The organism is Limnohabitans sp. DM1 (assembly GCF_001269385.1).
In the GTDB taxonomy this organism is placed as follows: Bacteria; Pseudomonadota; Gammaproteobacteria; order Burkholderiales; family Burkholderiaceae_C; genus Limnohabitans_A.
In genome coordinates this window covers 38827-58856 of record NZ_CXOO01000011.1, presented here as the reverse complement: position 1 = coordinate 58856, position 20030 = coordinate 38827, and the positions used below count along the sequence as shown (strand labels likewise).

Here is a 20030-nt window from a genome sequence, read left to right as displayed (position 1 = left end):
GGGATAAGGGGCGTGGTCAGCAGGAGGCTGACGCTGCAAGGGGCATAACCCGGTATTTTCGCCGATGTGGGCTTGTGCCCATGGTCACGAGGCCACCGTGGACCCGATTGCGCGTGATGCAGGTCAGCCGCAAGCGCCGCGCCGTGGCTGCACCGGTGGCCAGCCGGATGGCTGCGGCCAGAATTTTTCAGAGGTGCAGCAAGGCTTCGCGGGTGATCAGCAGCACTTGGTCATCGCCTGCACTGGTGTCCAGCCAAGCCACTTCGAGTTCGGGAAAGGCTGCGATGAAGTGGTCCACCTCGTTGCCGATTTCCAGCACCAGCACGGCGTGTTCACTCATCCGCGCCGGCGCATCCTTGAACAATTGCCGCACAAAGTCCATGCCGTCTGTGCCACCGGCCAAAGCCAGTTCCGGCTCGGCACGGTACTCGGCGGGCAGCGCGTCCATGCTGGCCTGGCACACATAAGGCGGGTTGCACAAGATCAAGTCAAATGGGCCGGGCAGGGCAGACAGGCCATCGCTGTTCACCAGCGTCACGCGCTCTTGCAGATCGTGGCGTTCCACGTTGATGGCGGCCACGGCCAGCGCGTCGTCAGAAATATCGGCCCCAGTCACCTGCACCTCGGGCCAGGCCAGCGCCGCCAGCACGGCCAGGCTGCCGTTGCCGGTGCACAGGTCCAGCACCTGTTCGGTTTGATCGCTCAGCCAAGCGTCGATGGTGCCGTCGGCCAGCACCTCGGCGATCAAGCTGCGCGGCACGATGGCGCGCTCATCGATGTAAAACGACACGCCCTGCAGCCAGGCCTCACAGGTGAGGTAAGCGGCTGGTTTGCGGGTGGTGATGCGCTCCTCGATCAGCGCGGTGCAGGCAGCTTGCTGTTCAGCTGTCACGTATTGATCGGCCAATTCGTCCAAGTCCGTGTCGAGTGGCAGGCCCAAGCGCCAGAGCACCAGCCAGACGGCTTCATCAAAAGCGCTCTGGGTGCCGTGGCCAAAGGCCACACCTGCAGCTTCCAGGCGCTTCGCAGCTTGTTCGATCAGCGCGGGCAGGGTCATGGCGCTCATGCGGGCAGACCCGCGTTGAGTTGTTCCAAAGTGCGGCGGTAGATGTTTTTGAGCGGCGCGATGTCGGCCAGCGCCACATGCTCATTCACTTTGTGGATGGTCGCGTTGGGTGGGCCGAACTCGATCACCTGTGGGCATATTTGCGCGATAAAGCGGCCGTCGCTGGTGCCGCCTGTGGTAGACAGCTCGGTCCTCAGACCGGTCTCATCCGTGATGGCTTGTTGGATGGCGGCCACCAGAGTACCGGGCGTGGTCAGAAATGGCCGACCACCCAGGGTCCATGTCAGCTCGTACTTCAGTCCGTGCTGGTCCAAAACGGCTTGCAGCCGCTGCTGCAGGCTTTCGGGTGTGGACTCGGTGCAAAAGCGGAAGTTGAAGTCCACCACGCAGTCGCCGGGAATCACGTTGCTTGCGCCCGTGCCCGCATGGATGTTGCTGACCTGCCAGCTCGTGGGCGGGAAAAAGGCATTGCCTTCATCCCAACGGATGCTGACCAGCTCGGCCAGCGCCGGGGCCAGGCTGTGGATCGGGTTGTCGGCCAGGTGCGGGTAAGCGATGTGGCCTTGCACGCCTTTGACGGTGAGTTTGCCGCTCAGGGTGCCGCGTCGGCCGTTTTTGATCATGTCGCCGGTTTGTTGCACCGAGGTGGGCTCACCCACGATACAAAACTGTGGCGCGTCACCTCGGGCTTGGAGTTTTTCACACACCACCACGCTGCCATCCAGCGCCGGGCCTTCTTCGTCGCTGGTCAGCAAAAAGGCGATGCCCAAAGCCGGATTGGGGTTGGCCGCCAGAAACTCCTGCACCGCCACCACCATGGCCGCCAGCGAGGTTTTCATGTCGCTCGCCCCGCGCCCAAACAACTTGCCGTCTCGGTGGGTGGGGGTGAAGGGGTCGCTGTTCCATTGCGTGAGCGGCCCGGTGGGCACCACATCGGTGTGGCCCGCAAAGGCCAAGGTCTGATCTGAAGTGCCTGCGCGCTTGGCCCAGAGGTTGCGCACGCGGAAGGTGTCGGGGCCGGAATCCATGAACTCGCAGACAAAACCCAGGGGCTTGAGGGCGTCAGAGATCAAGTCCAGGCAGCCCTCATCTTGGGGCGTGACGGAGGGGCGAGCGATCAGCTGCTCGGCCAGGCGCAGGGTGTCGTGGCAGGTAGTGGCGGTGTTCATGGTTCAGACTTTGCTGGGGTGGGCACGCACAAAGCGGGCGATGCGCTCGGCCGCTTCCAGACACTCGGCGGTCTCGGCTACCAAGGCCATTCGGATGCGGCCCTGGCCGGGGTTGCTGCCGTTGAAATCGCGCGCCAAATAGCTGCCGGGCAACACGGTGACGTGTTCGGCTTCATAAAGCGCTTGGGCAAACGCAGCGTCGTCGCCTTGCCAGCCTGCGGGCACGCCCGCCCACAGGTAAAAGCTGGCGTCAGGCAGTTTCACATCCAGCACTTCGGCCAGCACGGGGGTGACCTGGGCAAACTTGGTGCGGTACTGGTTGCGGTTGTCCACCACATGGGCCTCGTCGCCCCAGGCGGCCACGCTGGCGGCTTGCACCACGGGGCTCATGGCGCTGCCGTGGTAGGTGCGGTACAGCAAAAACTGCTTGATGATGGCCGCATCTCCGGCCACAAAGCCGCTGCGCAGACCGGGCACGTTGCTGCGTTTGGACAGGCTGGTGAAGGCGATCAGCCGCTTGAAGTCGGTACGGCCCAGCTGGTGGGCAGCTTCCAGGCCGCTCAAAGGCGCTTCTTCGCGGAAATAAATCTCGCTGTAGCACTCGTCGGACGCGATCACGAAACCGTGCTGGTCGGACAGGGCAAACAGCTTTTCCCACTCGGACAGGGGCATGACCGCCCCCGTGGGGTTGCCGGGCGAGCAAACGAACAAAAGCTGTGTCCGCGCCCAGACCTCGGCAGGCACACTGTCCCAGTCGTTGGCAAAGTTGCGCGCCGGATCGCTGGGCACGTAATAAGGCTCAGCCCCTGACAGCAAGGCCGCGCCTTCGTAAATTTGATAAAAAGGGTTGGGGCTGACCACGGTGGCGCCGGGTCGGGTCGGGTCGATCACGGTTTGCGTCAGGGCAAACAGGGCTTCGCGTGAACCGTTCACGGGCAATACCTGAGTGGCCTGGTCTAGCGCCAGCTGGTAACGGGTTTGCAGCCAGGCCGCGCAGGCCTTGCGCAGCGCAGGCTCGCCCGCCGTGGCCGGATAGGCCGACAAGCCGTTGGCGACTGATACCTTGAGGGCTTCCTGAATGAAGGCAGGCGTGGCGTGCTTGGGCTCGCCAATGCCCAAGCTGATGTGGCGCAGGGCTGGGTTGGGCGTGACGCTGGCGAACAGCTGTTTGAGCCGTTCAAAAGGGTAGGGTTGCAGCTTGGCGAGGAGGGGATTCATCCCTCGATTATCCGGGATCAACTGCCCTGAGCAGGCCTGAGTCGTTGAAACATCTGGCCCCGCTGCGTTCTTTCGATGTTGGGAGCATCTGAGTTGATGGGGCTTGGAGCCATTGGGGTCGACACCCTGCGGCTAGCCTTTGACCGCACCTGCCGTGAGCCCGGTGATGATTTGCCGCGCTGCGATGAACGTGAAAATCAGCGGCGGTATGGCGATCAGGCTGGTCATGGCCATGACTTTGCCCCAGTCCACGCCCAGGTCGGTGATGAACAGGCTGGCTGCGACGGGCAGCGTACGTGTATGCCGATCGGTCAGCACCAGCGCCAGGATGAATTCGTTCCAGGCAATGCGGAAGGTGAAGATGGAGGCCGCAGCCAAACCCGGCCCCATGAGTGGCAAGAGCACTTTGGTGAAGATCTGGAACGGGCCACAGCCATCGATGGCAGCGGCCTCTTCCAGCTCAATCGGCACCTGCAGCACAAAGCCGTACAGCAGCCAAATGGTGAAAGGCAGATTGACGGCCACATACAAGAGCACCAGCCCCCAAAGGCTGTTGACCAGTTGCCATTCATTCCAGATCAGGAATACGGGAATGGCCAGCACAGCCAGCGGCACGGTGCGCAGCAAGAGCGTGGTGTAGGCCACCGCCTGACGGCCCGGAAATCGGAACCTGGCCAGACCATAGGCGGCCATGCAGCCGAGCACCAGGGTGATCACGGTGGACACGATGCCGACAAAAAGGCTGTTGCCCAGGTAGCGGTCGAGCTTGTCTTCTTCGATCACGGCCCGGTAGTTTTCCAGCGTGGGCATGAAGATGAAGTTCAGCGGCTCGGCAAAAATGTCCACTTGCTGGCGCAAGCTGGTGGCAAAAATGACCCATATGGGGGCCAAGCACAACAAAGCCAGAAAAATCAGAACGGTGTAGTGGGAGGTGGTCATCCACCATGAGCGCTTCATTGGGGCTCTCCTTTCATGGGGTTGGACAGTCGCAAGGCACCCAGACTCAATACCGTGACCACCAGCAGCAGCAAGATGCTGATGGCAGCGGCCACGCCCAGTTGTTGGCCCACAAAGGCTGTTTTGTAAATGTGCAAGGCCAGGATTTCGGTGCTGTCACCCGGGCCACCAAACGTCAACACATAGATCACCTCCAAAACCCTGAAGGCATCAATGAGGCGCATCATCAAGGTGATGGCGATCACATGCATGACCATGGGCAGCTTGACCCACAGGGTTTGCTGCCACCAGCTGGCGCCGTCGATGCGGGCGGCTTCGATGACGGAGTGGTCAACCCCGGCCAAGGCCGCGATCATCATGATGAAGACAAAGGGCGTCCACTGCCAGATGTCTGCGATGACGATGGCCATGAAGGCCAATTGGGGGTCGGCCAGCCAGGTTTGAGCGCTCAGGCCCAGCAGTTTGAGCACGGCATTGGCCAGGCCAAATTGGGCGTCAAAGATGTAGCGCCAGGTCAAGCCCACGGCGATGGGGGCAATCATCATGGGCAAGATGAACAGGGTTCTGAAAAATGACATGCCCTTGACGGGTTTTTCCAGAGCCAGGGCCAGCGCAATGCCCAGCAGCATTTCTGCTGTGACGCAGACGGCCGCAAACAGCAATGTGGTCAACAAGCTGTTCCAGACCCTCGGGTTACCGAAGGCCTGGACCACGTTGTCCAAGCCCACCCACTGGGCAGATGCCCAGGGTGTGCCCATGGACCAGTCATAACCGGCCAGCTGGAAAGCGCTCAGCACCGGGTAGAGGCAGGCCGCTGCCATGACGAGCACAGCGGGGCCAATGTAGAGGGCTGCAATCCAGCGGGAGGTTTTCATGTCAAGGGCTTGGGGCGATCAGATTTTGTAACCGGCTTGGCGCATGATCGCGGTGACCTGCGGAACCATGTCGTTGAGGGCTTTTTCTGCGGTCTTTTTGCCGGTGAGGGCTTCACTCAGGCCGACGCCAAGCGCCTGCACATTGATGTTGTCCCACACCGGGATGATGGGACGCCAGTCGGGTGCGCTGTATTTCAGCGCTTCCTGGAAGGTGATGAATTCGGGGTACTTGCGCACCGCATCCTGGTCCCGCAGGGTGCTGTTGCGCATGGGGGCGCCGCCCGCCATCGTCACGGCTTTGTCTTGCGCTTTGCTGGTGAGCCATTGCATGAGCAGGAAACTGGCCTCGGGGTTTTTGGCATTTTTGGGAATGGCCAGCCCCAGGCCACCGCTTTGCGAGGCGCGGCGCATGCCTTTGGGGTGCAAGGCCCAGCTGACGTTGCCCACCACTTTGCTTTTGCTGGGGTCGTTGACCAGGCCTGCAATGGAGGTGCTGTCCAGGTACATGGCGGCTTGTCCTTGCAAAAAGGCGGTGTTGCTCTCGCCTTGACCGTAGCCGGGAATGCCTGCGGGGCCGGTGGCCACAACTTCTTGCAAGAACTTGAGGGCTTCGACGCCGAACTTGTCGTTGAAACGGGGATTCCATTTGTCATCAAAGACGCTGCCGCCCAGCGGGTTCAGGTGCAGCAGCCAGGCATGCACCACTTGGTGCCCGGCTTGCCCGCGGCTGGCCAAAGCGCCAATGCCTTCCTTGTCCTTGAGGATGCGCAAAATCTTGCGGAAGTCTTCGTAGTTTTCTGGCACCGTGAGGTTGTGCTTGGCAAAGATGTCGCGGCGGTAAGCCAAAACGCTGGTTTCCGCGCCATAGGGGATGCCGTACAGTTTGGCGCCAGGCCCTGCCAAATAGCCTTTGGGGCCGCCGACCAGGCCCAGGTTTTCGAGGTAGATGGGGACAATGTCCTTCATGTCGTAGGCGGGGTCAGCCAATGCCGGATTGGCAAAGAAGGGCTCCAGCGGCTGGATCAGATTCTTGGCCACATATTCGCCTTTCCACATGACGACGTAGCAGCCCAGGTCGAAGTCGCCAGAGGGCTTGGCCATCTCCAGCAGCTGCTTTTCTTTCATGCGGCCCATGGCCAATTTGTCCACCTCGACCTTGATGCCGGTTTCTTTGGTGAACTGCGGCAAGATCTTGATCATCGCGTCGTAGTGCGGATGCGCTGGCGTGCTGAACACCACGGTCTTGCCCGCGTATTTGGCGTAGCGGTTTTGCGCTTGCACGCCGCTGAAGGGCAGGGCAGCGCCAAAAACGGTGATGGCACCCGTTTTGAGTGCGTCGCGTCGGCTTGGGAATGAACTCATCATTTGTCTCCTGTGTTGTGAAGGGAAGGGGAACTGCTGGGTTTCAAGGAAAGCCCGTTGCTGGCGTTGAAGACATGCAAGGAAGCGGGCTCGACATTCAGGTGCAAGGGCTGGTGCAGCGCGGCTTTGGCATTGCCTGGCAGCACCGCGCACACGCGCTGCCCCGAAGGCAGGCGGCCCACGACCTGGCTTTCCGTGCCCAGGTATTCCACGACCTCGACGTTCATGCGCAGCGTGCCGCCTTGCGGTGTGGGGCTGAGCATTTGTGGGCGAATGCCGACGGTGAGCGGCGTGTTGGCCTCCAAGGCTTGTGCAGCCAGCCATTCAGGGGCGCGAACTGAAAAGCCCTCCATTTGCAGCATGAGTTGGCCCTCGGCGGTGTGCAGCTTGGCTTCAAAAAAGTTCATGGTGGGGGTGCCGATGAAGCCTGCGACAAAGAGATTGGCCGGGTGGTTGAACACCTCGCTGGGTGTGCCGACCTGCTGAATGCGGCCTTTGTCGAAGATCACGATGCGGCTGGCCAGCGTCATGGCTTCTACCTGATCGTGGGTCACATACAGCGTGGTTTTGGCCAGGCGCTGGTGCAGCAGGGCCAACTCTGCCCGCATGTGGCCCCTGAGTTTGGCGTCCAGGTTGGACAAGGGCTCATCAAACAAAAAGACCTGGGGTTCACGCACGATGGCGCGGCCAATGGCCACGCGTTGGCGTTGGCCGCCGGACAGTTCTTTGGGCTTGCGCTTGAGCAGGTGTTCAATGTTGAGGATCTTGGCCGCAGAGGCCACTTTGGCGTCGATGTCTGACTGGGTGCGGCCTGCCAGGCGCAGGGCAAACGACAGGTTTTGCGCCACATCCATGTGGGGGTAGAGCGCATAGTTCTGGAACACCATGGCAATGTCGCGGGCCATGGGGTGGGCGTTGGTGACGTCTTTGCCGCCAATGATGATTTGTCCTTGGGTGACTTCTTCCAGGCCGGCCACCATGCGCAGCGTGGTGCTTTTGCCGCAGCCCGATTCGCCCAGCAGCACGACAAATTCGCCCGCCTGGACAGACAGGTTGAGTTCACTGACGACAGTGACCTCGCCAAAACGTTTGACGAGGTTGCGAAGTTCAAGATTGGCCATGTTGTTGTGGTTCAAAAGGTCGTCGAATGCCCCAGCCGATGGGGGGGAGGTGGTTGCCGGGGTGACGGGGGTCAGGCCCCCAGATGGCTTGGTAGGTGTCGATGCAGCGGCCCTGCTTTTGCCACTGCCAGGCCAGGCCCAGCAAGCTCAGCCACCACAGCCCCAGCACCAGCGACATCCAGCGCGGGGCATCGGCCAGCAGCAGGCCTGCAACCATCACACCCATGGCGCCCAGCACACAGGCCCAGCCCAGCCACTTGTGCAGGCGCTCAAACCAGACCCTGCGGGGTGTCATGTCGTAATGGTCCCCCCTGAGCTGCAAGGCCGTGGGGCCGCCTTTGCTGCCGCGCAGGAGCCCACCCATGATTTGCAGCCAACCCAACAGCATCAGCAGCCAGCCTGCCGTGCCGTGCACATGGGCCAAGGAGCTTGGTGAGGCTTGATTCCAAATGACATAAATCCCCACACTCGCCAGCACCATGCCTGCCCATTGCAGTGCGCGGTGACCATGCCACCACCCTTTGTGGTCGAGCACGGTGGGCCAGTTTTGTGAAGGCAGCACTTTGAAATACCGGGCCAGCAAAGCACCGCCGGGCAGCAAGATGCCCCAAGCCAGCACCATCAGCCGGGCATGCCAATACACCCCCGGCTCAATGGCGTGGACGGATGCCCCGCTGAGCGGCGTGGTCCACCAGTGCCAGATTTCACTCATGCCGTGGCTCCCCGGGTGTTGAGCTGGATGCGGTACAGGGACGTGCTCGCGCAGATGAACAGCTCATCGCCGCCAGGCCCGCCAAAGCACAGATTGCCCACCCTTTCGGGCACCGGGATGCGGCCCATGCGGGTGCCGTTTGGGTGAAAAATTTGCACACTGTCTTCGCTGCTGGTGTAGACAAAACCGTACCGATCGACCCGAAAGCCATCGGCCAGACCGGGCGTGATGACGGCAAAGATGCGGGGATTGCGCAGCCAGGTGCCGTCCACCACCTCCAGGGCCACGATGTGGTGGTGGCCTGTGCCATCTTCACGCAAGGCGGCCGAGGTGTCGCTCACGTACAGCACGCGCTCATCGGGCGAGAAGGCCAAACCATTGGGTTCCTCCAGCCAGTCGGTGGCTATGCTCAGGTTTTGTGTGTGCGGGCAATAGCGGTAAACGTGGTTGGCGCCGATCTCGGACGGGGCTTTGTGGCCTTCCCGGTCCGAGAGGATGCCGTAGGGGGGGTCGGTGAACCAGATCGAGCCATCCGACTTCACCACCAGATCGTTGGGGGAGTTCAAGCGCTGGCCACGGTATTTGTCCACCACCACCTCGTCCCCAAGTGGCTCGCCCTGCGCCCCCAGCCATGTGCGGATGATGGCGCGCTGACCATGCGAGGCATGGAGCAAGTCGCCGCCCTGATCCAGTACATGCCCGTTGGTGAACTCTGCACCGTCTCGCCAAACGCGCAGGCCATGTTGGGCGTGCCAGGACAAGATGCGGTTGTTGGGGATGTCGCTCCAGATCAGCTCGCCGCTTCGGGGGAGCCAGGCGGGTCCTTCGCTCCAGGCGGCACCGCTGCAAAGACGTTCAAGCGCACCCGCGCCTTGGGCTACTTTGGCGAGTCGGGCGTCGAAAACTTGCAGCGAGGTCATGCGGTCAAAGTGAATTCAGTAAAGAACGCCTATGTTGTTTGAAATATGAGTTACCGGTAACTCGTATTTACCCTAAAGTAGTGACAATAAATTCGATGAAATAGACCGCCCGTTTATTTTTAATGTGGATGTGCAGGAATAATGACGTTACCGGTATCGTTGCATCGCTTCACCGCAGGCACAGGAGTACGTTTTGAGCAACAAGCATTCGAGCCCAGCAGACCCATTGACCCCTGATGGCCTGGGTCAGGTCACCATGGCCGACATTGCGGCCCGACTGGGTGTTTCCAAGATGACCGTGTCACGGGCGCTGAGTCGGTCCACACGTCGGCGCAGCGATGCCAGCGAAGACTTGCGCCAACGCATTTTGAACACCTGCCAGGAGATGGGTTATGTGATGGACCAAACGGCTCGAACGTTTTCATCCAAGCGTTCGGGCTTCATCGCCACGCTGATCCCGGCGCTGAACAATTCCAACTTTTCGGACACCGCCCATGGACTGACTTCCGCCGTCGAATCTGCGGGCATGCAGGTGTTGATGGGCTACACGGACTACGACATGCCGACCGAAGAGCAATTGATTCGGACCCTTCTCATGAGGCGGCCCGAGGGCATCGTCGTGACAGGGGGCAGCCACACGCCCCTGGCCAGAAAACTGCTTGAATCGTCCGGTGTGCCCGTGGTGGAAACCTGGGATTTGCTGACCCAGCCCATTGCGCACAACGTGGGCTTTTCCAATGCGCAGGCGGTCAGCGAACTGGTGCGTGCATTGCATGCCAAGGGGTATCGACGCATGGGATTTTTGGGCGGCTTGCCGCAAAGCGATGCACGGGGAGCGGACCGCAGGCGGGGCTTTTTGGAGGCGATGGCGCAGTTGGGCCTGGACGCGACACGCACCCTGGCCATTGGCAGCGCCCCTGTTTCCATGGAAGCGGGCGCCCAAGGGGTGGCGCAAATGGTGGCCCGTTGGCCCGAGCTGGAGGCCGTCATTTGCGTGTCAGACCACGTCGCGTTTGGCGCCTTGTCCGAATGTCAGCGCCGGGGCTGGACAGTGCCCGGCAGGCTGGCGATTGCCGGATTTGGGGGCTTTGAGATTGCACAGGCGTGTCACCCACAAATCACGACCGTCGCGGTCGACAGCGCGGGCATTGGCAAAGTGGCTGGGCAGTTGTTGCTCAAAGCCATATCGCTGTCCAGATCCGGGCAAAAACTGGCGCCCGAAACCGTGGTCATGCCTTACCGCATCGAACTGCGAGGCAGCACTTGACCGACTCGAAAGCGGCGTCAAGCCTGCAAGGCCTACATGCGCAAGACCGCTTCTGCCCAGCAAGGTCGGCTCATTTCAGACCGTCAGCATGCCGTTGCGGCGCTTGGTCTGGCTGCAAGCGGCAGACGCCCAAAACGCCAGCATGGCCCGCACCGCCTGTGCTTGTAGGCTGGTCGCCGCCACGCTGCCCGAAAACGTGGTGGTGATCTGCACCGCATCGGGCAGGGGGCCCAGCACGGTGATGCCGGGCACGCCCAGCATTTCGCTCAGCTGCTGAAAGCCCAGCGCCACCTCGCCCTGCGCGATCAAGCTGCCCACCGGCACGCCCGGCTTGGCCTGCACGATGCGGTCTTTGATCTGGTCTGCAATGCCCCAGGCCTCGAACTGTTTGGCCAGCTGCACACCGCTTGGGCCGGTCGAATAGCCCAGCGTGCGCGCTGACAGGATGGCCGCCTTCAGGGCGGCTTCGGTCGAGATGTCTGGGTGTTCGGCCCCCGCAGGCACGGCCACGGCCACGCCCGAGTGCACCAGATCAACCCGGCTGCCCGCCAGCACATGGCCACTGGCGAGCAGCTTGTCGATGGCGTCGCTGGCCAGCACCACCGCGTCAAAGGCTTCGCCTGCTTGCACACGCTTGGCCGCATCCACGCCGCCGACCGACTCGACCTGTATGAGAACACTGGGGGCTTGCGCCTTGTACAGCGACACCAAATCGGCCAGCAGCGGTTTGGTGGCCATGGAGGAAATGAGTCGGAGTGTGGTCATGGTGAAGCTCTGTGAAATGCGGTTGGCTGCAGGAGCGACTCTCCCGTGGCGATGGATTGCGGAATCTCGCGACGAGGGTGTCGCTGCTGCAGGGATTATGGCCAAGGGCGTGTCTGCTCCCCATGCCCGCTTAAACTCGCTGCTATGCAAATTTTGGGTATCGAATCATCCTGCGACGAAACCGGTGTGGCCTTGGTGGAAATCACGGGCAGCGCCATGCCGCGTTTGTTGTCGCACGCGCTCTACAGCCAGATCGAGATGCATCAGGCCTATGGGGGCGTGGTGCCAGAGCTCGCCAGCCGCGACCACATCCGCCGGGTGCTGCCGCTCACCCGCCAGGTGCTGGCTGAGGCTGGGGCCACTTTGGCGGGCATCGACGTGGTGGCCTACACCCGCGGGCCGGGGTTGGCTGGGGCGCTTCTGGTGGGCTCGGGTGTGGCCTGTGCGCTGGCCGCGTCTTTGGGCAAGCCTGTGCTGGGCGTGCACCATTTGGAAGGGCATTTGCTCTCGCCCTTTTTGAGCGCCGACCCGCCTGAGTTTCCCTTCATCGCCTTGTTGGTGTCGGGCGGCCACACGCAACTGATGCGGGTGGACGGCGTGGGCCGCTACGAATTGCTGGGCGAGACGATTGACGACGCCGCAGGCGAAGCCTTTGACAAATCGGCCAAGCTCATGGGCCTGCCTTACCCCGGTGGCCCGGGCTTGTCGCGCCTGGCCGAGCAGGGCAACCCGGCGGCCTACAAGCTGCCGCGCCCGTTGCTGCACAGCGGCGATCTGGACTTTTCGTTCGCGGGCCTGAAAACGGCTGTGCTCACCCAGAGTCAGAAAATCGGCCCTGCAGCCCACACCGAAGGCGCGCCCGAACGGGCCGATTTGGCGGCATCCACGCAGGCGGCGATTGTCGAGGTGTTGGTCAAAAAGTCGATGACCGCGCTCAAAACCACTGGCATGAAGCGTTTGGTCGTGGCCGGGGGCGTGGGGGCCAACCGCGAGCTGCGTGCGCAACTGAATGCCGCCTGCGCCAAAGCCAAGCTGCGCGTGCATTACCCGGAGCTGCATTTGTGCACGGACAACGGCGCCATGATCGCCATGGCAGCCGCCATGCGCTTGCAGTCTGGCGTCCAAAAGGCGCAAGCGCACTACAGTTTTGATGTGAAACCTCGCTGGCCTTTGCACGAGTTGGGGTGATGCTTCCGTTTGCCTGCGAACCTCTGCAGCACGGTGAGCGTTTGTCGTCTGCGCTTTACTGGTACTGTTGAAACGCCTCTTCGGGGGATAAGCGCTCGACAAAATGTGTGCAATTTTTCCAGGCCTCTTGCAGGCGCTGTGAGACCTGAATCTGCGCGGACGACCAAGCCTGAATGTTTTGTCTTTCGAGATCGGGGCTGAGGCTCACCGGCGTTTCAATGCAGCGTGTTTCATAAGCTTCGGGGCGGAACTCGGTGCATTCCGTGAGATTGCCCACTTTTTTGCAAGTGGTGGTCACGGGGCCATACACCCTGACGGGATGGCATTGTTTGTGAATTTTGTAGCCCCGCCCCAAATCCATCTGAGAGGACTGAATGGCGCCAGCCAATTGACGCTGTTCTGCCGACAGTTGCTGGATGTCGTTTTTGCGTTCACACACTCGGCGAGCGCGTTCGGGTGCAGACATTTTTCGGAAGTCATCCACGGTGGTGCAGGCTGATAGCGTCAAAACCAATAAAAGGGTGAAAGCTCGCATGTTCATCATATACGGCCCCACGAGCCATCTTCGCTGATAAAGCTGCAGTTTATGCCGTTCAGCGAATCATCATCCCGCCATCGGCCACGATGGTTTGCCCTGTCACATACTGCCCCGCGGGGCTGGCCAAAAACACGGCGATACCGCCAATGTCGTCCGGCTCGCCCATACGGCGCAAAGGGGCCTGGCTGTTGTACTTGGCGCTCAGCACAGGGTCTTCGTGCAGCGCTTTGGCAAAGTCCGTCTTGATCAAGCCCGGTGCAATGCAGTTCACGCGGATGTTGTCCGGTCCCCATTCCACCGCCAGGTTGCGAGCGAGCTGCATGTCGGCTGCCTTGGACAGGTTGTAAGCCCCAATCACCGACGAACCGTGCAACCCACCAATGGACGACACGATGACGATGGCCCCGTCTTTTTGGGCTTTCATGTCGGGGTAGACCAGGTTGCACAACCAGGCATTCGACAACACGTTGTTGCGCATGACCTTGTCGAACACCTCGTCGCTCATGCCCGTGGCTGGGCCGTAATAGGGGTTGGTGGCCGCGTTGCACACCAGGATGTCGATCACGCCCCAAGTCTCACGGGTCTGCGCGATCAGATTTTGCAGTTGCTCCTTGCTGGAGATGCTGGCGGCAATCGCCATGGCTTCACCCCCTGCGGCCTGAATTTCCTTGACCACCCCTTCGCAGGCGTCCTGCTTGCGGCTGGACACCACCACTTTGGCGCCTTGCTTGGCCAGCTGAAGTGCGATGGATCGGCCAATGCCCCGGCTGGAGCCAGTAACGACGGCGACTTTGCCTGTGAGATTGAACAGCGACATAAACGGTCTCCTTGTTGAATGCTTGGCAGTCTGCCTGTGCGTGGTGCCCGTGTCTGTCTTGCGGGTGTCAGCTTGACTGCCTTTGTAGGAGCCAGCCCTGCTGGCGAAACGGGGGGGTGGTGGTTCACGGGCTTTTCGCTTGCAGGCAAGCTCCTACAGAACACTGATCTCTGCGCCACAATGCTGGCCATGGAACAAGTTGATGCTGTCGTGATTGGGGCCGGCGTGGTCGGCCTGGCTGTAGGGCGGGCGCTGGCGCTCTCGGGCCGCGAGGTGTTGGTGCTCGAATCGGAAAACGCCATTGGCACGGGCACCAGCTCGCGCAACAGCGAGGTCATCCATGCGGGCATTTATTACCCGGCGGGCTCGCTCAAGGCACGGCTGTGCGTGCAAGGCAAGGCCATGCTGTACGCCTATTGCGCCGAGCGCGGTGTGGCGCATCAGCAGTTGGGCAAGCTGATCGTGGCCACTAGCCCCGAGCAAGTGCTGGCGCTGGACGGTATCCGGGCCAAGGCGGCTGCCAACGGCGTGCATGACCTGCAAAAACTCAGCGCCGCCGAGGCCCGGGCGCTGGAGCCCGCGCTCTCTTGTGAGGCGGCGCTGCTCTCGCCCTGCACGGGTATAGTGGACAGCCACGGCCTCATGCTCGCCCTGCAAGGCGACATGGAAAACGCGGGCGGCCTGCTGGCCCTGGTCTCACCCGTGCAGCACATCGGTCTCAAGCATGGCACCGCCACCCACCCGATCCGCGTGACCTCGCAAGACGGCACCGAGCTGGCTTGCAAGGTGCTGGTCAACGCCGCAGGCTTGAACGCCGTGGCGGTGGCACGCGCCATGGAGGGCCTGGACGCCCGCTTGCTGCCTCAGGCTTATTTCGCCAAAGGCAACTATTTCACGCTGGCGGGCAAGGCCCCGTTTTCTCGCTTGATCTACCCCGTGCCTGAAGCGGCCGGGCTGGGGGTGCACCTGACGCTCGATTTGGGCGGTCAGGCCAAGTTCGGGCCTGATGTCCAGTGGGTTCAGGATCCTGCTGACCTGCAAGTCGACCCGCGCCGGGGCGACGTTTTTTATGCCGAGGTGCGCAAATACTGGCCTGCCTTGCAAGACGGTGCCTTGCAGCCGGGTTATGCGGGCATGCGTCCCAAGATCAATGCCCCGCACGAAGCAGCGGCCGACTTCATGGTCCAGGGCCCGGCCGAGCACGGCGTGCCGGGTCTGGTGAACCTGCTGGGCATCGAGTCGCCGGGTTTGACCAGCTCTTTGGCCATCGCTGAAGAGGTCTGCGCACGCCTGGCTTGATGCTTTTGGGACAGCGTGGCGTGCCAGGGCGCGCCTATCATCGAGCGCATGCACCCACTCGACGAAGCCATTGACCTGCGCGCCTCTGCACTTGCGCAAGCGCCCCACGAATTCACAGGCGCGACCCACCCGGCTTACGCCAACATGGTGGGCCCCTTTGGTGGAACCACCGCTGCGCAGTTGCTCCAGTCCGCCATGCTGCACCCCGAGCGCCTGGGCGAGCCGGTGGCGCTCACGGTCAATTTTGCCGCCCCGGTGGCCGATGGTGACATCCGCTTGGTGGCGCGGCCCGTGCGCACCAACCGCTCGACCCAACACTGGATCATCGAAGCCCATCAAGCAGAAGGCGTGGTGGGCACCGCCACCGCCGTGTTCGCCGTTCGGCGCGAGACTTGGTCGGATGTCGAAGCGGTCATGCCCGCCAACGTGCCCGCAGCGGATGCTGTCGCCCGCATGCCCGTCAAAGGCATGCCCGCCTGGCCGCAGCGCTACGACATGCGCTTTGTCGAAGGGGCTTTCCCAACGGCTTTTGACGAACAAGAACAGACCCACTCGCGCTCCACCCTGTGGGTGCGCGACGAGCCCGAACGGGCCTTGGACTTCGCCTCGCTGGCGGCCTTGAGCGACAGCTTTTTCCCGCGTATTTACATCCGCCGCCGTCGCCGGGCGATGATCGGCACCGTGTCCCTCACCACCTATTTCCACGCCGACAGCGCCTTGCTGGCGCAAGTGGGCACGCGTCATGTGCTGGGCGTGGCCAAGGCACTCAACTACCGCCACGGCTACTTTGACCAAACCGGCGAGCTGTGGAGCCCAGAAGGCCAACTGCTGGCGAGCACGCACCAGCTGGTTTACTTCAAGGAATGATCACACGGGGTCAATGCAGGCTGATCTTCGGCGCTTTGCTTCAGCGCTTCATCTGCTGCAACGCACTCGCCACCTCGGTCACCAGCGCCGGGCCTTTGTAGATCAGCCCGGTGTAGATTTGCACCACGTCGGCCCCGGCTTCTATTTTGGAGATCGCGTCGTGCCCGCTCAGGATGCCGCCCACGCCGATGATGGGGAAGTCTTTGCCCAAGGCGGCGCGCAGCCCGCGGATCACGCGGTTGCTGCCTTCCAGCACGGGCGAGCCGGACAGGCCGCCGGTCTCTTCGGCGTGCGCCAAGCCGCTCACGGCGTCTCGCGCCAGCGTGGTGTTGGTGGCGATCACGCCGTCCATGCCGTGCTTTTGCAGGGTGGCGGCAATGACGCCCACTTGGGTTTCGTCCAGATCGGGGGCGATTTTGAGGAACATGGGCACGCGGCGGCCGTGTTCGGCGGCCAGTTCTTCGCGCCGCGCCACCAGGGCGCCCAGCAGGCCGTCGAGCGCCTCGTCGCTTTGCAGGGCGCGCAGATTTTTGGTGTTGGGGCTGGAGATGTTCACCGTCACATAGTCGGCGTGCGGGTAAACGCCGGCCAGCGCGATCAAATAGTCGTCGGTGGCGTTTTCAATCGGCGTGGCGGCGTTTTTGCCGATGTTGAGACCCAGCAGGCGGCCCTGCTGGCGAAACTTGGAGCGCTTGACGTTGGCGATGAAGGCGTCGAGCCCGTCGTTGTTAAAACCCAGGCGGTTGATCAGCGCGTTGGCTTCGGGCAGGCGGAACATGCGCGGCTTGGGGTTGCCCGGCTGCGCCTTGGGGGTGACGGTGCCGACTTCGACAAAGCCAAAACCCATGGCGCCCAGACCGTCGATGCAGCGGGCGTTTTTGTCCAGACCCGCAGCCATGCCGACCCGATTGGGGAAATGCAGACCCGCCAGCGTGATGGGTTGCGCCACAAAGGGTTGGCGGTAAAGGCGGTCAAGTGGGGTGTTCTGGGTGCGGGCCAGGCCTTCGATGGTCAAGTCGTGGGCCTCTTCGGGGTCCATCCTGAACAAAACAGGGCGGGTCAGGCAATAAGGGATCAGGGACATTGGATAATTCCGGGCTGGTGCAGGAGGTGTTGTGTAGGGATCGGTTGCTCCGATTGTCTCAAACCCCGGCCCGCCTTTTTGACTTTCCAACCGAGCCATTTTCATGACCCAAGACGAACTCAAAGCCCTGGTGGGCCAAGCCGCCCTGAAATACGTTGTCCCTGGCGAGATCGTCGGCGTGGGCACGGGCTCTACGGTGAACAAATTCATCGATGCGCTGGCCACCATGAAAGACCAAATCAAGGGCGCGGTGTCCAGCTCCGAAGCCTCCACCGTGCGCCTGAAGGCCTTGGGCATTCCGGTGTTTGACAGCAACGAGGTCGAGAGCCTGTCGGTCTACATCGACGGTGCCGACGAGATCGACCACCAAGGCCACATGGTCAAGGGTGGCGGCGCGGCGCTCACCCGCGAAAAAATTGTGGCGGCCCAGAGCCAACAGTTTGTCTGCATCGCGGACGAGAGCAAGTTGGTGGATGCGCTGGGCGCTTTTCCCTTGCCGGTCGAAGTCATCCCCATGGCCACCGCCCGCGTGATGCGCCAGTTCGCGGCCATGGGCGGCAGCGCGGTGGTTCGCCAAAAAGACGGCCAGCCGCTGGTCACCGACAACGGCCAGCACATCGTCGATGTGAAGGGCTTGAAGATCACCGACCCGGTGGCGTTTGAAAACACCGTCAGCCAGTGGCCGGGTGTGGTGACGGTGGGGGTGTTTGCGCTGCAAAAAGCACAAGTGTGTTTGCTGGGGACTTCTGCAGGCGTGAAAACCTTGAACTTCTGAACGGTCCTTGCGCTTCGTTTGCCCGTGTCGGACTTGAAGCCAGCGACCTACGGGGACGTATTCGCAGGTCGGTGGCTTTAGCCCCGACACAGGGCCTTTGGAGAAGGCTGAAACGTCGGAGCTGAAGCTTCCGACCTATTGATCCGGCTCTCTGAAGTCTGCAGGGTGACTTCAACCTTGCACCTTGTGGGAGCTAGTCCTGCTGGCGATCAGACGCTTGAGGACCACAGGCTTTTCGCTTGGCTGGCAAGCTCCCACAAAATCCTCCCAATTGGCAGCACACGGCTCAAACTTCATCGGGCCGAATCTATAACGCGATGTATTCGCAGGTCGGCGGCAACAGAGCCGGCATAGGCTTTGAAAGGTCCTCTCAGGCCAGCCGCTGGCGCAGCTCGGTTTTGAGCACCTTGCCGTAATTGTTTTTGGGCAGACTGTCCACCACCACGTAGCGTTTGGGGCGCTTGAAGCGGGCGATCTCTTGCAGGCACAGCGCGTCCAGTGCAGCGGTGTCGGGGGTGTGGCCTGCTTGCGGCACCACAAACGCCACCACCACTTCGCCCCATTCGGCATCGGGCGCGCCGACCACAGCCACTTCTGACACGCCCGTTGCGTGCAGCAGCACCTCTTCGATTTCGCGGGGGTAGATGTTGGAGCCGCCGCTGATGATCATGTCTTTGCTACGGTCTTTCAGGGTCAAAAAGCCATCGGCATCCAGACAGCCCATGTCGCCCGTGAAAAGCCAGCCGTTTTGGATGGCTTTGGCCGTGGCTTCGGGGTTGCGCCAGTAGCCGGCCATCACGCTGTCGCCCTGAATCAGCACTTCGCCAATCTCGCCCAGTGGCAAGTCGCGGCCTTGCTCGTCGGTCACGCGGATGTTCACCGGGGTTTGCGCCACGCCAATCGAGGCCAGGCGATCCAGGTGCCGGGGGTGCTGGGTGTCTTGCAGGTGGTGGCGCGACAGGGCCGTGCCCACCATGGGGCTTTCGCCTTGGCCGTAAATCTGCACAAAGCGCGGCCCCATGACACGCAGCGCCCGCTGGATGTCGGCCGCGTACATGGGTGCTCCGCCATAGACCACGGTTTTGAACGATTGGCCGCAAGCGCTCGCAGACAGTCCGGCAGATTCGGCATGGTCCACCAGGCGTTTGACGATGGTGGGCGCAGCAAACATCGACAGCGGCCCGACTTGTTGGCCCAAGGCAAACAACTCGGCCGGATCGAATCCACCGGAAGGCGGCACCATGTGCCGTGCCCCCGCCATGAGGTGTGGAATGGCGTAAATGCCCGCGCCGTGTGACATGGGCGCTGCGTAGGCGATGGTGTCTTGCGGGCTGACGGGGTCCACATCGCAGAAATAGCCCAAGCCCATGGTCATCAGGTTGCGGTGCGTGATCATCACGCCCTTGGGCCGGCCGGTGGTGCCGCTGGTGTAGAAGAGCCAGGCCAGGTCATCGGCCTGGCGCTCGGTGATCGGGGTGTCGACGGGTGATGCGGGCAATTGCCAAAGCGCATTAGCCTCGGCGCTGTCCACGTCGATCACGCGCTCAAGGCCTGTGAGCTTGTCGCCTGTGTCGCTCGTGATGTCTGCCGTCACAAAGGCCCAGCGGGCCTGTGCGTTGTCGATGATCCATTGGGCTTCGCGCACATGCAGTTTGGCGTTGATGGGCACGACGGCCAATCCTGCCCACCAAGCGGCAAACAGCACTTCCAGATAGCGCACATGGTTGCGCATGAACAGCGCCACCCGGTCGCCGGGTTGCAAGCCCGCCGCTTGAAACTGCATTGCCAAGTGCTGGCAGCGCTGCGCCCACTGCGCATAGGTGGCCACACATGGGGTGCCGCTGAAGATGGCCGGGCGCTCGGGGGCCATGCGGGCTTGGCGTTGCAGCAAGTGGGCGAGGTTCAATTCAATGTCTCCAGCAAAAGTGCCGCTATTTTGACCCCGACTGCCGCATGCAGTTTGTCGCTTGGACGTCTTGGTCACAGCGGGGCCAACCCGTCATGATGGCGCTGAAGCTGCCGACCTGCGG

Annotated in this window: 19 protein-coding genes; 5 read left to right on the top strand and 14 right to left on the bottom strand. The window is 62.0% G+C overall.

Going from position 1 to position 20030, the window contains the following annotated elements:
- Window positions 1-187 precede the first annotated feature (187 nt).
- The 9 genes from prmB to AMM33_RS03435 form a co-directional block, all read right to left on the bottom strand.
- Window positions 188-1066 carry a 50S ribosomal protein L3 N(5)-glutamine methyltransferase gene (gene prmB / locus AMM33_RS03475; RefSeq protein WP_090138876.1) on the bottom strand — a complete coding sequence of 293 codons (879 nt, stop codon included), beginning with the start codon at window positions 1064-1066 and terminating at the stop codon, window positions 188-190.
- Window positions 1063-2235, bottom strand: coding sequence for a succinyl-diaminopimelate desuccinylase (dapE, locus tag AMM33_RS03470; RefSeq protein ID WP_090138874.1), 1173 nt, complete (start codon window positions 2233-2235; stop codon window positions 1063-1065). Before dapE ends, prmB begins: the two co-directional genes overlap by 4 nt.
- 3 nt (window positions 2236-2238) lie before the next feature.
- Entirely contained in the window at window positions 2239-3453 is a 1215-nt protein-coding gene (dapC, locus tag AMM33_RS03465; protein ID WP_090138872.1) for a succinyldiaminopimelate transaminase, read from the bottom strand.
- A gap of 132 nt (window positions 3454-3585) precedes the next feature.
- Window positions 3586-4410, bottom strand: a complete 825-nt coding sequence (locus AMM33_RS03460) for a carbohydrate ABC transporter permease (RefSeq protein WP_090138870.1) — start codon at window positions 4408-4410, stop codon at window positions 3586-3588.
- Complete coding sequence (locus AMM33_RS03455; RefSeq protein WP_090138868.1) at window positions 4407-5285, bottom strand: carbohydrate ABC transporter permease; 879 nt, start codon at window positions 5283-5285, stop codon at window positions 4407-4409. Before AMM33_RS03455 ends, AMM33_RS03460 begins: the two co-directional genes overlap by 4 nt.
- A gap of 18 nt (window positions 5286-5303) precedes the next feature.
- On the bottom strand, window positions 5304-6647 hold the full coding sequence (locus AMM33_RS03450) for an ABC transporter substrate-binding protein (RefSeq protein WP_090138866.1): 1344 nt from the start codon (window positions 6645-6647) through the stop codon (window positions 5304-5306).
- A complete protein-coding gene (locus AMM33_RS03445; protein WP_090138864.1) occupies window positions 6647-7768 on the bottom strand; it encodes an ABC transporter ATP-binding protein in 1122 nt (373 codons plus the stop codon). Before AMM33_RS03445 ends, AMM33_RS03450 begins: the two co-directional genes overlap by 1 nt.
- Window positions 7755-8480, bottom strand: a complete 726-nt coding sequence (locus AMM33_RS03440) for a cytochrome b561 domain-containing protein (protein WP_228767938.1) — start codon at window positions 8478-8480, stop codon at window positions 7755-7757. Before AMM33_RS03440 ends, AMM33_RS03445 begins: the two co-directional genes overlap by 14 nt.
- A complete protein-coding gene (locus AMM33_RS03435) occupies window positions 8477-9400 on the bottom strand; it encodes an SMP-30/gluconolactonase/LRE family protein (protein ID WP_090138860.1) in 924 nt (307 codons plus the stop codon). Before AMM33_RS03435 ends, AMM33_RS03440 begins: the two co-directional genes overlap by 4 nt.
- A 193-nt stretch (window positions 9401-9593) precedes the next feature.
- Here AMM33_RS03435 and AMM33_RS03430 point away from each other — a divergent pair, with 193 nt between their 5' ends.
- Window positions 9594-10667: a LacI family DNA-binding transcriptional regulator gene (locus AMM33_RS03430; RefSeq protein WP_228767937.1), complete on the top strand. Its 1074-nt coding sequence runs from the start codon at window positions 9594-9596 to the stop codon at window positions 10665-10667.
- Between the two features lie 75 nt (window positions 10668-10742).
- Here the strand turns inward: AMM33_RS03430 and AMM33_RS03425 are convergent, their stop codons facing one another.
- Entirely contained in the window at window positions 10743-11432 is a 690-nt protein-coding gene (locus tag AMM33_RS03425) for a substrate-binding domain-containing protein (protein WP_090138859.1), read from the bottom strand.
- A 144-nt stretch (window positions 11433-11576) separates the two neighbouring features.
- Here AMM33_RS03425 and tsaD point away from each other — a divergent pair, with 144 nt between their 5' ends.
- Complete coding sequence (gene tsaD / locus AMM33_RS03420) at window positions 11577-12620, top strand: tRNA (adenosine(37)-N6)-threonylcarbamoyltransferase complex transferase subunit TsaD (protein ID WP_090138856.1); 1044 nt, start codon at window positions 11577-11579, stop codon at window positions 12618-12620.
- A 55-nt stretch (window positions 12621-12675) separates the two neighbouring features.
- Here the strand turns inward: tsaD and AMM33_RS03415 are convergent, their stop codons facing one another.
- Window positions 12676-13086, bottom strand: coding sequence for a hypothetical protein (locus AMM33_RS03415; protein ID WP_194945210.1), 411 nt, complete (start codon window positions 13084-13086; stop codon window positions 12676-12678).
- Window positions 13087-13213: 127 nt separating this feature from the next.
- Window positions 13214-13975: an SDR family NAD(P)-dependent oxidoreductase gene (locus AMM33_RS03410; RefSeq protein ID WP_090138853.1), complete on the bottom strand. Its 762-nt coding sequence runs from the start codon at window positions 13973-13975 to the stop codon at window positions 13214-13216.
- Between the two features lie 189 nt (window positions 13976-14164).
- Here AMM33_RS03410 and AMM33_RS03405 point away from each other — a divergent pair, with 189 nt between their 5' ends.
- Together AMM33_RS03405 and AMM33_RS03400 are read left to right on the top strand one after the other, a co-directional pair.
- Window positions 14165-15274, top strand: coding sequence for an NAD(P)/FAD-dependent oxidoreductase (locus AMM33_RS03405; RefSeq protein ID WP_090139191.1), 1110 nt, complete (start codon window positions 14165-14167; stop codon window positions 15272-15274).
- Window positions 15275-15322: 48 nt separating this feature from the next.
- Window positions 15323-16141, top strand: a complete 819-nt coding sequence (locus tag AMM33_RS03400; RefSeq protein WP_090139190.1) for an acyl-CoA thioesterase — start codon at window positions 15323-15325, stop codon at window positions 16139-16141.
- Window positions 16142-16181: 40 nt separating this feature from the next.
- Here the strand turns inward: AMM33_RS03400 and AMM33_RS03395 are convergent, their stop codons facing one another.
- Window positions 16182-17225, bottom strand: a complete 1044-nt coding sequence (locus AMM33_RS03395) for a quinone-dependent dihydroorotate dehydrogenase (protein WP_090138851.1) — start codon at window positions 17223-17225, stop codon at window positions 16182-16184.
- 103 nt (window positions 17226-17328) lie between these two features.
- On the opposite strand from AMM33_RS03395, the gene rpiA reads away from it, so the two are divergent.
- On the top strand, window positions 17329-18000 hold the full coding sequence (gene rpiA / locus AMM33_RS03390; protein ID WP_090138849.1) for a ribose-5-phosphate isomerase RpiA: 672 nt from the start codon (window positions 17329-17331) through the stop codon (window positions 17998-18000).
- A gap of 370 nt (window positions 18001-18370) precedes the next feature.
- Here the strand turns inward: rpiA and AMM33_RS03385 are convergent, their stop codons facing one another.
- On the bottom strand, window positions 18371-19906 hold the full coding sequence (locus AMM33_RS03385; RefSeq protein WP_090138847.1) for a class I adenylate-forming enzyme family protein: 1536 nt from the start codon (window positions 19904-19906) through the stop codon (window positions 18371-18373).
- Window positions 19907-20030 lie beyond the last annotated feature (124 nt).

Bases quoted from the DNA above. Each gene is read 5' to 3' on its own strand.
- AMM33_RS03435 (WP_090138860.1), bottom strand. From the start codon at position 9,400: ATGACCTCGCTGCAAGTTTTCGACGCCCGACTCGCCAAAGTAGCCCAA.
- AMM33_RS03415 (WP_194945210.1), bottom strand. From the start codon at position 13,086: ATGTCTGCACCCGAACGCGCTCGCCGAGTGTGTGAACGCAAAAACGAC.
- AMM33_RS03400 (WP_090139190.1), top strand. From the start codon at position 15,323: ATGCACCCACTCGACGAAGCCATTGACCTGCGCGCCTCTGCACTTGCG.
- prmB (WP_090138876.1), bottom strand. From the start codon at position 1,066: ATGAGCGCCATGACCCTGCCCGCGCTGATCGAACAAGCTGCGAAGCGC.
- AMM33_RS03445 (WP_090138864.1), bottom strand. From the start codon at position 7,768: ATGGCCAATCTTGAACTTCGCAACCTCGTCAAACGTTTTGGCGAGGTC.
- AMM33_RS03450 (WP_090138866.1), bottom strand. From the start codon at position 6,647: ATGAGTTCATTCCCAAGCCGACGCGACGCACTCAAAACGGGTGCCATC.
- rpiA (WP_090138849.1), top strand. From the start codon at position 17,329: ATGACCCAAGACGAACTCAAAGCCCTGGTGGGCCAAGCCGCCCTGAAA.
- AMM33_RS03405 (WP_090139191.1), top strand. From the start codon at position 14,165: ATGGAACAAGTTGATGCTGTCGTGATTGGGGCCGGCGTGGTCGGCCTG.
- AMM33_RS03425 (WP_090138859.1), bottom strand. From the start codon at position 11,432: ATGACCACACTCCGACTCATTTCCTCCATGGCCACCAAACCGCTGCTG.
- dapE (WP_090138874.1), bottom strand. From the start codon at position 2,235: ATGAACACCGCCACTACCTGCCACGACACCCTGCGCCTGGCCGAGCAG.
- AMM33_RS03440 (WP_228767938.1), bottom strand. From the start codon at position 8,480: ATGAGTGAAATCTGGCACTGGTGGACCACGCCGCTCAGCGGGGCATCC.
- dapC (WP_090138872.1), bottom strand. From the start codon at position 3,453: ATGAATCCCCTCCTCGCCAAGCTGCAACCCTACCCTTTTGAACGGCTC.
- AMM33_RS03395 (WP_090138851.1), bottom strand. From the start codon at position 17,225: ATGTCCCTGATCCCTTATTGCCTGACCCGCCCTGTTTTGTTCAGGATG.
- AMM33_RS03410 (WP_090138853.1), bottom strand. From the start codon at position 13,975: ATGTCGCTGTTCAATCTCACAGGCAAAGTCGCCGTCGTTACTGGCTCC.
- tsaD (WP_090138856.1), top strand. From the start codon at position 11,577: ATGCAAATTTTGGGTATCGAATCATCCTGCGACGAAACCGGTGTGGCC.
- AMM33_RS03455 (WP_090138868.1), bottom strand. From the start codon at position 5,285: ATGAAAACCTCCCGCTGGATTGCAGCCCTCTACATTGGCCCCGCTGTG.
- AMM33_RS03460 (WP_090138870.1), bottom strand. From the start codon at position 4,410: ATGAAGCGCTCATGGTGGATGACCACCTCCCACTACACCGTTCTGATT.